This is a genomic window from Kribbella flavida DSM 17836 (assembly GCF_000024345.1).
Taxonomy (GTDB): Bacteria; Actinomycetota; Actinomycetes; order Propionibacteriales; family Kribbellaceae; genus Kribbella; species Kribbella flavida.
Genome location: NC_013729.1, coordinates 4,836,630 through 4,850,950, shown reverse-complemented (window position 1 = coordinate 4,850,950; position 14,321 = coordinate 4,836,630). Strand labels below are relative to the sequence as shown.

Annotated in this window: 11 protein-coding genes; 5 read left to right on the top strand and 6 right to left on the bottom strand. The window is 67.4% G+C overall.

What is annotated here, in order from left to right:
• Nucleotides 1-153: 153 nt before the first annotated feature.
• Both KFLA_RS22325 and KFLA_RS22315 read left to right on the top strand, forming a co-directional pair.
• Nucleotides 154-1,572 (top strand): MFS transporter, encoded by a 1,419-nt coding sequence (locus KFLA_RS22325; RefSeq protein WP_012922082.1) that lies wholly within the window; start codon nt 154-156, stop codon nt 1,570-1,572.
• Nucleotides 1,573-2,175: 603 nt separating this feature from the next.
• On the top strand, nt 2,176-4,923 hold the full coding sequence (locus tag KFLA_RS22315) for a DUF4082 domain-containing protein (protein ID WP_012922081.1): 2,748 nt from the start codon (nt 2,176-2,178) through the stop codon (nt 4,921-4,923).
• Here KFLA_RS22315 and KFLA_RS22310 read toward each other — a convergent pair.
• Both KFLA_RS22310 and KFLA_RS22305 read right to left on the bottom strand, forming a co-directional pair.
• Nucleotides 4,920-5,144: a GNAT family N-acetyltransferase gene (locus KFLA_RS22310; RefSeq protein ID WP_041289441.1), complete on the bottom strand. Its 225-nt coding sequence runs from the start codon at nt 5,142-5,144 to the stop codon at nt 4,920-4,922. The two genes, KFLA_RS22315 and KFLA_RS22310, sit on opposite strands and share 4 nt — an antisense overlap.
• A 486-nt stretch (nt 5,145-5,630) precedes the next feature.
• Nucleotides 5,631-6,608 (bottom strand): GlxA family transcriptional regulator, encoded by a 978-nt coding sequence (locus tag KFLA_RS22305; protein WP_012922080.1) that lies wholly within the window; start codon nt 6,606-6,608, stop codon nt 5,631-5,633.
• 1,870 nt (nt 6,609-8,478) lie between these two features.
• Between KFLA_RS22305 and KFLA_RS22300 the strand changes: the two genes are divergently transcribed.
• Genes KFLA_RS22300 through KFLA_RS22290 form a run of 3 tightly spaced genes read left to right on the top strand, consistent with a single transcriptional unit; the run spans nt 8,479 to nt 10,822 of the window.
• On the top strand, nt 8,479-8,967 hold the full coding sequence (locus tag KFLA_RS22300; RefSeq protein ID WP_202797010.1) for a metal transporter: 489 nt from the start codon (nt 8,479-8,481) through the stop codon (nt 8,965-8,967).
• Between the two features lie 5 nt (nt 8,968-8,972).
• The gene (locus tag KFLA_RS22295; RefSeq protein WP_012922077.1) at nt 8,973-10,139 is read left to right on the top strand and encodes a sensor histidine kinase; all 1,167 of its coding nucleotides are present in this window, start codon (nt 8,973-8,975) and stop codon (nt 10,137-10,139) included.
• Nucleotides 10,136-10,822, top strand: a complete 687-nt coding sequence (locus KFLA_RS22290) for a response regulator (RefSeq protein WP_012922076.1) — start codon at nt 10,136-10,138, stop codon at nt 10,820-10,822. The genes KFLA_RS22295 and KFLA_RS22290 overlap by 4 nt, the downstream gene beginning before the upstream one ends.
• Here the strand turns inward: KFLA_RS22290 and KFLA_RS22285 are convergent.
• From KFLA_RS22285 to KFLA_RS22270, 4 genes are all read right to left on the bottom strand, one after another.
• Nucleotides 10,779-11,804: an ABC transporter permease subunit gene (locus KFLA_RS22285; protein ID WP_012922075.1), complete on the bottom strand. Its 1,026-nt coding sequence runs from the start codon at nt 11,802-11,804 to the stop codon at nt 10,779-10,781. The two genes, KFLA_RS22290 and KFLA_RS22285, sit on opposite strands and share 44 nt — an antisense overlap.
• The gene (locus KFLA_RS22280) at nt 11,801-12,700 is read right to left on the bottom strand and encodes an ABC transporter ATP-binding protein (RefSeq protein WP_012922074.1); all 900 of its coding nucleotides are present in this window, start codon (nt 12,698-12,700) and stop codon (nt 11,801-11,803) included. Before KFLA_RS22280 ends, KFLA_RS22285 begins: the two co-directional genes overlap by 4 nt.
• A 155-nt stretch (nt 12,701-12,855) precedes the next feature.
• Nucleotides 12,856-13,569: a hypothetical protein gene (locus KFLA_RS22275; RefSeq protein WP_012922073.1), complete on the bottom strand. Its 714-nt coding sequence runs from the start codon at nt 13,567-13,569 to the stop codon at nt 12,856-12,858.
• Nucleotides 13,570-13,914: 345 nt separating this feature from the next.
• Complete coding sequence (locus tag KFLA_RS22270; protein ID WP_012922072.1) at nt 13,915-14,316, bottom strand: hypothetical protein; 402 nt, start codon at nt 14,314-14,316, stop codon at nt 13,915-13,917.
• Nucleotides 14,317-14,321 lie beyond the last annotated feature (5 nt).

Genomic DNA, 14,321 nt, shown 5'->3' with positions numbered 1-14,321 from the left:
GGCCGACGGCGTCGTCCTGAGTCCCACGGACTAACCGCCTGACCAGCCAGGAGAAATCCTTGAAGGCGATGTCGGATCGGGTTGGAGGTGTTCGTCCTAGGGATGAGAGGTCGCCCCGGAGAGGCGCCCCAACGGGACCGAAGGATGTTCCTCATGAACAGCTTGACCGAGCCGAGCACAGTCACCACACGCCGGATGTGGGCGATCCTTGGGCTGGTGCTGCTTGCCGACGCGATCGACGTGATCGATGGAACGATCACGAACATCGCCGCCCCCACCATCGCCCAGGAGCTCAGCGGTGGTGAGAGTCTGATCAAGTGGGTGGGGCCGGCGTACATGCTGGCCATGGGTGTCCTGCTGCTGATCGGCGGACGGCTGGGTGACAAGTTCGGCCAACGCAGGATGTTCCTGATCGGCATGGGTGGTTTCACCCTGGCCTCGGCGATCATCGGGTTCGCGCCTGACCCGGCTGTGCTCGTCGCCGCTCGGGTGGCTCAGGGAGCGTTCGGAGCGCTGCTCATCCCGCAAGGCATGGCGATCATGACGAAGGCGTTCAACCGCGACATGCTCGCCAAGGCGTTCGGCCTGTTCGGTCCAGTGCTCGGTATCGCGAGTGTCGGCGGTCCGGTCCTGGCTGGAATCGTCATCAACGCCGACCTGTTCGGCTTGTCCTGGCGGCCGATCTTCCTGGCAAACATCGTTCTTGGCGTTGCCGGGTTGGTGATAGCCACCAGGATCCTGCCGCGTGACGACGACGCCGATCGCTCGACCATCGTGGATGGCTGGGGCTCCGGTCTGCTTTCGGTGAGCATGTTCGGGCTGCTGTACGGCCTGATCGAGGGCTCCAGCAACGGCTGGAGCGCCTTCTCTGTCGTCTCGATTGCCGTCGGCATCGTGTCGCTCGCGGCTTTCGCCTATCGTCAGCGGACCGCAGCCCATCCGCTCATCAAGCCCTCGCTCTTGAAGAACCGAGGCTTCACGTCGGGAATGATCGTGGGCCTGGTCGCGTTTGCCGCCAGCACCGGCCTGTTCTTCGTGTTGTCGCTGTTTCTGCAGGAGGGGTTGCACGCCAGTCCGCGGGACGCCTCACTCGCCTTGGTGCCGCTCACTGCGGGGCTCATCGCCGCCAGCTTCGCCGCCATGGGCGGCCTGGTGACCAAGCTCGGCCGTACGCTCGTCTTCATCGGCCTTGCCGTGTCTCTCGTCGGTGGCGGCTGGGTCCTTGCCCTCGTCAACCAGTCGGGGACCGACCTCGGCCTCTGGGCGCTGGCCCCGGCGTTCGTTGTGATCGGCATCGGCACCGGCCTCTGCTTCACCACCATCCCTACCGTTGCACTCGGCGACGCCAGGCCTGACGAAGCCGGCAGCGCCAGCGGCTCGCTGGGCTCGATCCAGCAACTCGCTTCAGCGATCGGCTCGGCCGCGGTCACGTCGATCTTCTTCCACGCAACGACCTCTGGACTGGACCACGCGATGAAAGTGACCCTTGTGGTCTTCGTGGCCGTCACCGCCCTCAGCCTCCCGATCGTCGCGCTGATGCCCCGGAAGGCGCTGTCAGAACCCCACGAGTGAGCGATCGGCCAAGCGTGGCGCGCCGCCATCCGTTCGGATCGTTGTTCGACTGGCAGACCTCAGCGTCATCTGGTCGCCGAGCCGTTCATCGACCCAGCATCGGCGCGTTGTGCAGAGTGTTCAAGGTGAAAGCGCAGCGGTAGCCGGCCTCGGCGGCCCATCGCAACCAGACGGACTTCGTCAGCTCGGCAATCCCCGGCGACGGTATCCACGAAGGTGCCGGTCATGTCGTTCCAATTATTGCGCGCACACTGCGGCACACTCGATCGGGTGAGTGCTGGATGGCGCCGCGCACCCGAGTGGGCGGCCGGGGCAATTGGCCCAGGTGGTCAGTTGGGATTCGGCGCCGGTGCTGGCGCTTGGTGGTCACCTGCGGGTCGCGCTGTTGGGTGACGCCCTGGGCCTACCGGTTCGCCCCCTGAAGAGGAGGCAGGCGGATGGTTTGTCGCGGCACGCGATGCCCGGGCGGACCGGCGAGCAGTTCGGACGCCAGTCACGCAGTTTCGGTGAGGTCTTGTGCGCCCTCGGAGTCTGATCGTATCCTCGATTATCCGAATATAACTTCGATATTTCGAAGATACTCCCCACCGCCCGGAGTTCATCATGAGCATGCCCCGCAGGCGATTCCTGACCATTTCGAGTGCGGCCGTCGCAGCCGGCCTGGTTCAGACCGGCACGGTGACGCCTGCCGGCGCCCAGGCTGATGCAGCGGCCGCGTTGCCGCCGCCGACGATCCCCAACCTGCAGTCGTGGACCGCGGCCGCCGGGCAGTACACGCTGCCGGCAACCGTGCGTATCATCGTGAGCACCGCCCACTCTCCGACGCTCAGAACCACGGCGGACGTCCTGGCCGAGGATCTCCGCAAGGTCACCCGGCGAACGGTCACCGTCGTCGAACAGACCAGTCCGGCGCCGGCAGCCGGCGACATCGTGCTCACACTGGCCGCTGTCATCGGGCTGAACGACGAGGGGTACGAGCTCCAGGTCGGTTCCTCGATGCAGGTCCGGGGAACCAAGTCGGGGGTGTTCTACGGTACCCGCACCGTCGTCCAGTGGTTGCGGCAGGCAACGGTCGTACCGGGCGGTGTGGCCCGCGACTGGCCGAAGTATCCCGACCGCGGCTTCCTGGTGGCCAACGCGGCCAAGTACTACACGCCCACCTGGTGGCAGGGCCAGATCCAAGAAATGTCGTACCTGAAGATGAACCTGCTCTGGTTCTCACCCGGTTACGACACCGCTCCGCTGAACGAGATGAAGGACATGGCAGCCTACGCCGCCAGGTACAACATCGGTCTGGTGCCGTTGACCAACATGCCTGGTCACATGGGCAAGTTGCTCGCCACCAGGCCGGACCTGGCGCTGCCGGGCCGGGCGGAGGCGCTCGATCTCAGCAAAGACGCGGCCTACACGTTCGCGAAGAACGACGTGATCACGCCGATGCTCGGCCACTTCCCGTCCCGGTACTGGCACCTGGGCGCGGACGAGTACCTCGTGGACTTCAGTGGCGACTTTCCGGTGCGCTACGACCTCTTCCCGGAGCTCGGCGCCAAGGCGCGGGAACGGTTCGGCTCCGACGCGGTCCCGCCGGACGTGCTGTACGGCTTCATCAACGACATGAACGACCACGTGCGGGCGAACGGACGGCAGCTGCGGATCTGGAACGACGGCCTGCTCACGAGTGTCACCGAGCCGGTGGACACCAACGTGATCGTCGAGCACTGGGTCCACTGGACCGGCCGCCGCACGCCGAGCCAACTGCTGAACGCCGGCTATCAGGTATCCAACTCCAACGGGGACTTCCTGTACCACGACCCGGGCGCTCGCCGGCCGGAACCGAAACCGATCTACGACAACTTCCATCCCGGTGTGTTCAACGGCGAGACGGTGGACCCGAACACCCCGGGGCTGCGGGGCGCCAAGTTGCACCTGTGGACCCTGCCCGACCGCGAGACCGAGGAGTTCCAGTCCGACCGGCTGATGGAGCCGTTCCGCGCGCTGTCGCAGGTCCTGTGGGGATCACCCAAGCTCCATGCCACCTACGACGGCGGCTTTTCCAGCCTGATCGGCACTCTCGGGCGGCCGCCCGGATTCCCGGCCGGGCGGCACACCCTCTCGCCGGTCAACGGCGCCACCAGCGTGTGGCCGCACCGCCCGATCCGGGTGCAGTTCTACGACACCATCGACGCGAGCACGCTGCAGCTGTACGAGGGTGGGACCGAGGCGGGAACTCCGGGCCGAATGACGTACGACGCCGCCGCCAAGGTGGCGACCTTCACCCCGAACGCGCCGTGGACGTACGGCAAGCTGTGCGACGCCCATCTGCGGGCCAGGGACACCGCGGGCAACACCATCAGCCGCGACTGGACCTTCCGGATCGCGCAGGCACCGACCCTCGCCTATCCGCGCTCGCTGTGGGCCGACGAGGTCGGCCCGGCGGTGGAGCGGTACTCCGACGGACGGCCGCTCGAGCTCGGCGTGCGGTTCCGTACCGACCGGCCCGGCGTCGTGCTCGGAATCAAGTTCTACAAGGCGCCCGGAGACTTCGGCCTCCACACCGGCAGCCTGTGGTCGAGCTCAGGCCAACGACTGGCCACCGCAGAGTTCACCAGCGAAAGCGCGGCTGGCTGGCAGGAGGTCCGCTTCGCCCAGCCGGTGCGCATCGCCGCCGGCACCACCTACGTGGCGTCGTACTTCACCCCGAGCGGCACCTACGGATACAACCAACCGTTCTTCGCCGGGCACAGCGTCGACAACGGCGTCCTGCACGCGCCGGCCGATATCAACGGCGTGTTCGCCTACGGCGCGAGCGTGTTCCCGAACGAGAGCTACCAGACCACCAACTACTGGGCCGACGTGGTGTTCCAACCCGACACCTACACGATCTGGGACGTCAAGGACGCGCCGGTCTTCGGGGCGACCGAGCCGACCTCGATGGAGCTCGGAGTCAGGTTCCAGGCCCGAGCGGCCGGCAGGATCCACGGCATCCGGTTCTTCAAGGGCACCCACAACACCGGCGTACACGTCGGCTCGCTTTGGACCGCGTCGGGGACCCGGTTGGCGTCGGCGACCTTCACCGGTGAGTCCGCCTCGGGCTGGCAGGAGGTCAGGTTCGCGACCCCGGTGTCCATCGCCGCCAACACGACCTTCGTGGCGTCGTACAGCTCACCGACCGGGGCATTCAGCGCGACAGAGCAAGGACTGGCCGCGGCCAAGGTGAACGGCGTACTGCAGACGCTGCCTTCGACGGTGCAGGCACCCAACGGCGTGTTCGCCACCAGCCAGGGCGTATTCCCGACCTCGTCGTACCAGGCGCGCAACTACTACACCGACGTGGTGTTCTCGCAAGCCTAGAAACGTGCGTGCCGGGGCGAGCGAGACGTGGGATAGCCGGTCAGTTCGGGAGTTCGCCTGGGGCGGTTGTTGAGGATGCGCTGGTAGAGGTCGGCGTCGTCCCAGGGGCCGATGATGTGCAGGTGGTTGCGGGCGGAGCCGTGCTGCTCGAAGCCGTTCTTGGCGAGGACACGATGCGAGGCGGTGTTGTGGGTGTTGGTGCTGGCCGCGTCGGCCCACACTGGGACCTGCCTTACGACGCCGCCCGCATCGCGCTCGTACTACGCCGTACCGGCCTCACTCCGGAGGCTGCGCCGACGATGAGAATGCGGATCATCAACCACAGCGCCACCGAGCCGGTCATGCTACCGCGCCTCGAGCTGATCCGGCATCCGCTCGAGCGAGTGTAAGCAGCATCTGGATGACTTGCACCTGACATAAGATCGTGTTGCTGCGCTTCTGGCCTGGAATCCACGGTCGAAAGCGTCGGCGACCTGCCAAGGTTCGTCCACGATCACCCCGGCGATATCGACTCGTTCCACGGCCAGAGCGACCTGCCGACCCGTTGGGTGAGCCGGTGCCCATCCTGCGGCGTACGGGTACAGCGACGACAGCCGGCGCGCGCCGGGGGGAGCGACGGACCGCGGCCTGTGTCGCTCCGTGCGGAGTCGGGCGCTCGACGTCGGCGACAATCCGTTGACTGAACCCTTCAGTGCGCGGGCCGGCGCTCAGTGGGCGCGGAAGGCGTGGCGGTAGGCCTGTGGGGACAGGTGGACTCGGCGGGTGAAGTGTTGGCGGAGGTTGATTGCGGTGCCGAAGCCGCAGTGTCTGGCGATCTCTTCGACAGACAGGGCTGTGGTTTCCAGGAGTTCTTGGGCGTGCCGTACTCGTTGAGTGAGGAGCCATTGCAGTGGCGTCGTTCCGGTTTGTTCGCGGAAGCGCCGGTTGAGGGTGCGCGGGCTGACGGCCGCGTGGCGAGCGATGTCGGACAGCGTCAGCGGCTCGCCAAGATGGTCTCGCAGCCACCGCATCGTCGGTTGCAGGGCACCGCTGTCACCGGTCGGTTCCCGGTGAACCATGAACTGTGCCTGTCCGCCATCGCGCTGGGGTGGGATCACGACATGGCGGGCAACATCGGCTGCCACGGCCGCCCCGAAGTCGTTGCGTACCATGTGGACGCACAGGTCGAGGCCAGTCGCTGCCCCAGCCGAAGTCAGCACATCGCCGTCATCGACAAACAACACGCTGGGGTCGACCTCGACCTGAGGGAACCGCTGAGCAAGGCCGCCGGCGGAGGTCCAATGCGTCGTCGCCCGCCGTCCGTCGAGCAGTCCCGCGGCCGCCAGTATGAAGGCACCACAGCAGATCGAGGCGATCCGAGCACCACGGTCGTGCGCCTGTCGTAGGACATCGAGCACCGCGGTGGACGGTTCGATGTCTGTGCGTGCACCGGGCACGATCACTGTGTCAGCGGTCAGGGCCGCGGTCAGGTCGTGTGGCGCGGTCATCCGGTACAGCTCTGTTCCGCCGCGGCCACACACGACGAGGTCAGCTCGCTCCCCGCACACGACCACTTCGTACAGCGGAGCGCCGAACACCGCCCCGTCCGCTTTGTCTTGTGAGCTCGCGGTTCCGAACACCTGAGCCGGGATCGCGAGTTCGAGGCTCTTCACGTGATGAGCGGCGACGACTGCGACATTGTGCATGACGAGAATCTATCGGGCAGGGGCATTCTTGCTCCTGTTGGAGCAGTGCCGACCTCGCGAGGATGATCAGTGTGCTCATCTTCGTCCAACTCGTCGTCTACGTCGTCGCGGTCACGTTGTTGGTCCTGTTCGGCTGAGACGCCTGCTCTCCAAGGATCATGAAGAAGCCCGTCCCATTTCAGCTCGAACCTCGAACCGACCGGCATGCCCCTTGGCCCTGGGCAATTGCTTCTCGGCCCGAGCCAGCTCCAAGTCGACCGGCCCGAGCAACTCAGGCGCTGACGTGCCCAGCTGGCCAGTGTCGCCCTAGGCAAGGGGCGCGCGCTACCCCGGGCAGGCCTCAGCCAGTCGGCAGAATCCGTCACAGGTTCCCGAGTCGAGGTCCGGTCGTGCGTTCGAGACGCGCCAGCCGAGGCCTCAAGACTCTGGTCAACATCGCGCACGACCCTGGCACGTCACACGGTCGCGATCACAGGGGAGTGCCACTATCCGGGCTGCTGATCCAGGACGCGCTATTTTCCTGCGACGCAGGCCAAGAGGGGTCGACCTAGCGCGCACCCGTGACGTCTACCACCTGCTGCCACGTACGGCGCAACGGCGCCGCGGCCAGCTGCAGATCGTTGCGGTCGACAACGGAGGTGGACAACGCCATGAGCCTGGAGCACCGGGAGTCGCTCATCTTCGGCCCTCTGCCCGATCGACCGCCTGATCCATATGCCATAGGTGCGAGGGCAGGGAGCCCGCGGCTGGGCTTCCGCGGTGGGGACAGTCAGGACTGGGCAGCCCGGTCAGTTTGCACATGGTGGCGTCGGGAATCAGGACGCTGCCGCGGGAACCGAGGGGCCGGTCGAAGATGGAGACCGGGAGTTGAGCGATCTACTTCTGGCCGACCGGCGGTTGGGTCGAGACGCCGGACCTTGTCGAACAGGCCGAAGTAGACGTGGCCGTCCAGTCGTGACCTGATCGGCGGAGAAGTCGGACAGCGACGCGGGCGTTCCGGCTCAGGTAGGCACAGGAGCCAAGGAAAGCGCTCCGAAGATCCATCGGAATATCGGTTCGAGGCGGTCCGGACGTTCTAGGACAACTGCAGCCTTGCCATCGAGTACGCAATCGGGCCGGAGATGAAATCGAGGACGGGAGCTAACGGTCCACTCGCCCGGGAGCCCTTCCGGCTACCAGTCGGCCGGTGACTTGCCGATCGACGTCGCAGGTTGGAGTTCCAAGCGTGTAGTTGAGGTGCGTGTCCCCCCTCGGACACGCAGGCTGACCACACGCAGGACAGGACTGATCGAAACAGCAGCCACCCGCGTTACGTCGATACACGACAGGTCAGCTCCGGCGGCGCGCGTTGAGATCTCCGCGCGCAGACCGGTCAAGGATCGCTCGTACTACGCCAGTTGCGAGCCATCGCACGAAGACCTCCGGCATTGGGTCTCCTGCAAGTTCGTACTAGGCGTCGAGAGCGCACTCTTCTGCTCCGTCACAGGTCCGTCGGCCACTGACAACCGTCGACGACGAGTCATCAGCGATGACCAATGTAACCGCAGGTCGGAGGCCGGTTAGCAGGTTGCGGCACTCTCGTCGCGTGCGCACCGGCAAGATCCTGGACATTTTCGAGGGCACGCAGCAGATTCAGCAGTTGATCGTCGCGCGCAGGTTGCTCGGGAAGACCTCCGCTGAACTGAAGTAGCGGGTCGGAGACCGATGGAAAGCTCAGGGGGCCGACGCGATGTGCTGAGTGCGGCCAGTCCACCCGCCGTTCCGGACCTGCAGAACTGACCCAAAGCATGGGCGCCGCCAGGGGCGACCGTACTTTTGGCCGGTTCCCTGCCTGCGCAGGATTTCTAGCCTGAGCAGCATGACTCGCAAGTTGTACGACCTCGGGCTCGCCATCGTGTTCGTGCTGGGGATCGCCTGGACGGCGTTCATGCTGATGACCAGTTGGGGCGGCACCTCCTGGGTGTTCTGTTCTGCGGTCTCGGTCGTCGTCGGCGGCCTCGCGCTGCTGCGCGAGCGGCAGTTGCTCCTGACGACGATTGCAGGCCTCGCCGTGACGGGGATTGCCGTCGCCGTGTCGCTCAGTGCCGCGGAGGATCTGCCGCAGGAGCCGGCGCCCGTTACGGCGCTGGCTTTGGCAGTGCTCGTCGGTTCGGCGATCAGGACGCTTCCGATCGGCCAGGTCGCGGCGGTCGCCGTGGGTGGCGTCGTGATCGTCGGGGCCACCTGGTTCGAGGGCTCCACTGCCGTGACGGTCCTGGCCACGACGGGGATGGTCGCCGCGCTCGTCGTGGGACCGGTCTTGCGCGTTCTCGATCGCGTTCGCCGTCCCCAGGCCCTGGCCGGTGAGTCGGTAGTCTGAGCTTTGTGACCATTCCGGACCGATGGGTCGGGGTCCTGTCCACCGCCGGGCTCGGGGTCGCCTTCCTGGTCGCCATCGCCGTGCAGTCGCTCGCGGTCGCCCAGACCTGGGGAGCGGCGTACTGGGTTCCCGGTTGTGTCGCCGCCGTCGTGGTGTGTGGCGTCGCGCTCGTGCGCCGGCGGGAACGCTTCTGGACCGCGGTCGCGGGTCTCGTCGTGGCCGCGCTGGCGGTCCTCGTTCCGCTGCTGCCCGACACCCGGCTGCCCGTCGGTCTGGGACCTGCCTTGGTGCTCGGCTTGGCGGTGCTCATCGGATCCGCAGTACGAGCTCTGTCGCCCGTGCAGGCCGGGGCCATCGCCGGCGCCGGCCTGCTGATCGTCGCCGGCCAGTTCGCCGTCAAGCCCGCGTCGGCGGTCCCTGCCATCGCCGCAGCCGCCTGGCTTGCGGGCGTCGGGACCGGCCTGTTGCTGCGCAGACTCGACGACCGCGCCAGGAACCTCGCCGACCGGGTACGCCGGGCCGAGCGGCTGGAGCTTGCCCGGGAACTGCACGACATCGTGGCGCACCACGTCACCGGCATGCTGATCCAGACGCAGGCGACGCAGGTCATCGCCCGGCGTACTCCGGAGAAGGTGCCCGAATCGCTGATCGAGATCGAAGCTGCTGGTACCGAGGCCATGGCAGCGATGCGCCGTGTCCTCGGGCTGTTGCGCGACACCGACGACGCAGCCCCCGCCACGCCCAGGCCTGAAGGCTTGACCGCACTGGTCGAACGCTTCAGCCGGCAAGGCCCGCCGGTGCACCTGACCATGCCCGACGACGAGAGCGACTGGCCGCCGGAAGTGACCAGTACCGTCCACCGGATCGTGCAGGAGGCGCTGACCAACGTCCTGCGACACGCGAGCCACGCCACTTCGCTCGACGTCACTGTCGCCCGCGACGCCGAAGCGGTCACCGTTGAGGTCGCCGACAACGCCCCTGCGAATCCGGGCCGCCTTCACCACCGCGCGGGGTACGGACTGATCGGCATGCGCGAACGCGTCGAAACGCTCGGCGGCTTCCTGTACGCCGGCCCGCGGCCCGGCGTACCGGGCTGGTCGGTCCGCGCCACCCTGCCTGTTCCCCACCGAACCGCGCCCGCCAGGAGCTTGCCCATCGAGGAGCCGAGATGACCCTCAAGGTTCTGCTCGCCGACGACCAGGCGATGATCCGTAGAGGGCTGCGGCTGATCCTGGAAGACCAGCCCGACATCACCGTCGTCGGGGAGGCCGCGGACGGCGCCGAGGCGATCGAACTGGCCAGGCGGTTGCGGCCGGACGTGTGCCTGGTCGACATCAGGATGCCCAAACTCGACGGGCTCGAGGTCACGCGCGCACTGGCCGGCCCGCAGGTCAAGGATCCGATCCGCGTCGTCGTGGTTACCACGTTCGACCTCGACGAGTACGTGTACGGCGCGCTGCGCGGCGGTGCGGCCGGCTTCGTCGTCAAGGACGCCGGGCCGGCCCTGCTGGTCGAGGCTGTGCGCGCCGCCTGCAACGGCGAGGCACTGGTCTCGCCGTCGATCACCCTGCGGCTGCTCAGCCACCTGAACGCGACGGCACCCCGCGGTCGTGGGATGCCGTCGCCAGAGCTGTCCGGGCGGGCGCTCGAGGTGGTGCGGGCGATCGCGCGAGGCCGCACCAACCAGGAGATCGCCGCCGAACTGTTCATCTCACTCAGTACCGTCAAGAGTCACCTGGCGGCGATCCAGGCCAAGCTCGGGGTGCGCAACCGGACCGAGATCGCGGTCTGGGCCTGGGAGAACCACCTGGTCAGCTCGCCCGGCGACGGATCCGCCACAGGCCGAACGCAGTGAGCAGTCCGCTGATCACCAGGTAGGTCCCGGTCTCCAGCCACTGCAGCGGCCAGTAGCGGCTGCGCGGGTGATAGCGCACATCGACGTGAAGGCCGAGCTTGGCCAGGCATACCGCCGCGTCGCCGAACGTGCCGCTCGCGCCCGTCTTGGGCGGGCTGTCGAGACACTTGTTGAACCGGGTCCCGTCGAGATCCTTGCCGTCCGCGGTGCGCATCGGGCTGGTCTCGGCGATCCACGCGTCCGGCGCGCCCGGGATCTTCAGGCCGTTGACGACGGAGCCCCCGCCGATGCTGCCCAGGCTCTGCGCCTGGTTGACGGCTGCGGCCGTGATCGGCAGCGTGATCTTGTCGGCCGGCAGCAGACCGGGCCGGATCACGGTAGGGAAGAAGAACTGGAAGGCGATGAAGACGACGAGCGTCACGGCCATCGCGGGCAGCGTCCGGCGCAGGACGAGTCCGACGACCGTGCCGAACGTGAAAGCCAGCGCGGCGTAGCCGATCGGCGCGATGTTGCGCGCGCCGAAGACGAACGCCTGGAAGTCGTCCTGGACGACCTCGTCGAACGGCTGGGCCGCCCAGGTCAGCGCAGCGGCGCAGCCACCGGTGAGCACGAGGGCCGCCGTACCGACCAGCAAGAGCTTGGTGAGAAGCCAGCGCCGACGGGTGACGCTCTGGTTCCACACCAGCCGGTGCGTGCCGTTCTCGAGTTCCCGGGCGATCATCGGTGCGCCCCAGAACGCTCCGATCACGGCCGGAACCAGGGCAAGCCCGGTCGCGAGGAACAACAGGGTGTTCTGGTGAGCGCTGCGGAACTGACTCGTCGCCTGGGCGCAGTCGGCCACGCTGCGGCAACTGGCTCGGTAGACGTCGTACCCGTCGCGGATCTCGCCGCCGTAGTACAGGAGGTACGCCGTGACGACGGCCAGCGCGCCGGCGCCGACGAGGGCCTGGATGCGGAACTGCCGCAGGGTCAGCCAGATCATCGCGCGACCTCCCAGTTCGCGGCCTCGACCCCGGCGGCAGCCCGGGTCATGTAGGCGAGGACGAGTTCTTCGAGCGACACCGGGTGCAGCGGGCCGGATGTGAGGCCGGTGCGGACGATCGCGCTGCTGTGGTCGGCGCTGTGCTCGACCGAGATCACCTCGACGCTCGGGGGCAGCCGGTCGAAGTCGGCGCGAGGCGCCACCAGTCGGGCGTGGCCGGCCAGCAGGTCACGAGTGTCACCGGCCAGCTGCACCTGCGAGTCGCACAGCACGATGAGGTAGTCGCAGACCTGCTCGATGTCGCCGAGCAGGTGCGAGGACAGGACCGCGCTGGCGCCGAGTTCGCGCACGAACTCCATCAGGTTCTGCAGAAACCCCTGACGGGCGAGCGGATCCAGCGCTGCCGCGGGCTCGTCGAAGATCAGCAGCTCGGGCCGCTTGGCCGCCGCGATCGTCAACGCGAGTTGCGCTCGCTGACCACCGGAGAGATGGCCCGCCTTCTGGCTGGGGTTCAGTCCCACCTGGCGGATCCGCCGTTGGGCGAGGGCGGAATCCCAGGCTGGGTTCAGCTTCTGGCCGAGCGCCAGATGCTCGGCCACGGTGAACGAGCCGTAGACCGGCGTGTTCTGCGCGACAAAGCCGACGCGCGCCAGGTGCGAAGCGTTCGCCGCCGGCGTCGAACCCAGCACGGTCAACGAGCCGGCGGTCGGTTCGATCAGGCCACAGGCGAGATGCAGCAGTGTCGACTTGCCGGCGCCGTTCGGGCCGACCAGGCCGATCACCCGGCCGGGAGGGATGCTCAGGTCGACGCCGTCGAGGGCGAGCTTGCCGCGACGGCCGTACTTTTTGGTCAAGCCCCGGGCACGGAACACCGGAGGAGAGTCTGCGTTGGGCATGCTCTCATCCTGGAATTCCACCGCGGGCGCAGCACCAACCCAAAGCACGGTCGCCGCGGTCGGCGACCGTACTTTCGGCCGGTACTACGCCCGCGACGGCAGCCGACACCCGGGCAACCGCGGGCGAGGCGGGGTTGGGTGTCTATGGTGCACTCCTATGGTCCGGAGGTGAAGCGAAGTACGGCCGCGGTTGCGTTGCGGCCGCTGACCTTCCCCTCGGTCATCGAGCCGGCTGAGCCCCACTTGCTGCCACCTTGCTCGGTCAGGCCCGTGGTGAAGCCCGATCCGTCCGCTTCTCGGTTGCTCACGTTCACCTCGCCGTTGGTCACCGTGACCGTGAGGAGCTTGCCCTTGACTGCGAATCTGGCGGACTGTTTCACCAGTACCTCGCAGTTGCCGTCGGTGCAGGCCTGGTAGTTCTCGCCGTCGGCTGCGAGCGGTAGCGGAGTGGTCGGCGGTGTAGTCGGTGCGGTGCTGCTGGTCGAGGGCGACGGGGACAGCGGCGTGCAGCTAGGCGCGAGGTGGTACGCGACGGCGAGGGCCGGATCGGTCTTGATCAGCGTGGGGAGGTCGGGCCCGGTCGGCTTGACGGTCGCGATCAAGGCACCGACCTGCCGGGCTCGGCGGACCTGCTCGGCGAGTGGCAGGTTGTAGCTGTCGCCGAAAGCGCCGGCCAGGGAGGTGACCTGCGGGCTGATCGCCGCCAGTTTGCGTCGGTACTCCGCGGCGAGCTTGTCCGCCGCGGCGTTGCTGCTGGGCTTCAGTTCGGCCAGGGTGCCGACGAGCGATTCGATCGCGGATGCCTTGCCGCTGAGGTAGGAGTAGGCCGCCATCGACCCGAAGTTCGGCTCCTTCAGCTCTGCGTTCATCGTCGTCAGTGCAGCGCGTTCGTTGTCGAGTCGCGCGACCGCCGAGCACATCGTGTCGGCCCAGACGACCAGTTCGCGTTTCGGTAGCGGCGTCGGCGTCGGCGTCTGCGTCGGTTCGGGCGGGGGTGGTTGCTCTGCTGAGCCCTTTTCAGCCGAGCATGCGCTCACCGCCAGGATGAGCGTTGAGATGAGCGATGTCACCAGAGGAGTCCGCACCCGGCCAACGTACGGGGATCGCGCGCGTCGACGGCCGGGTTGTCCTCAAGCTGACAGCAAGGCAGCGTGCGCGGGAGGTCGCCGATCTGGAGCGGGTTCCGCCACTCGGTCCGCGCGGACGCTGCGCCGTCATTCGCGGCCGGTACCGCTTTCAGACGGTTTGCGGCGCCTTCGGCGGCGGTGGAGCAGGGTCCATACGGTGCCGACGGCGACGAGGCCGATGAGCTCGGCAACGATGACGATCAGGCTTCCCCAGAGCTGGCCCTTCAGGTGGAGCGCGGCCACCAGGCAGGCGAGCATGGTCAGAGTTCCGGCCGGGATCACCCCGCGAACTGCTCGGTCCGATGCGCCCAGCACCCGAAGGCCGAACAGAACCAAGAGCGAAGCGCAGAGGGCCATGAACCCAATGACGAGCAGCCGGATGACCGGATCCGCGGCGAAGTCGGAGGGGTGGGCGAGCAGCACGATGCCGCCCACGAGCGCGAGCAAGCTCGTCAGCGCCGCGGGCAGAGCCTGCCGCCAGTCGATCATTCGAA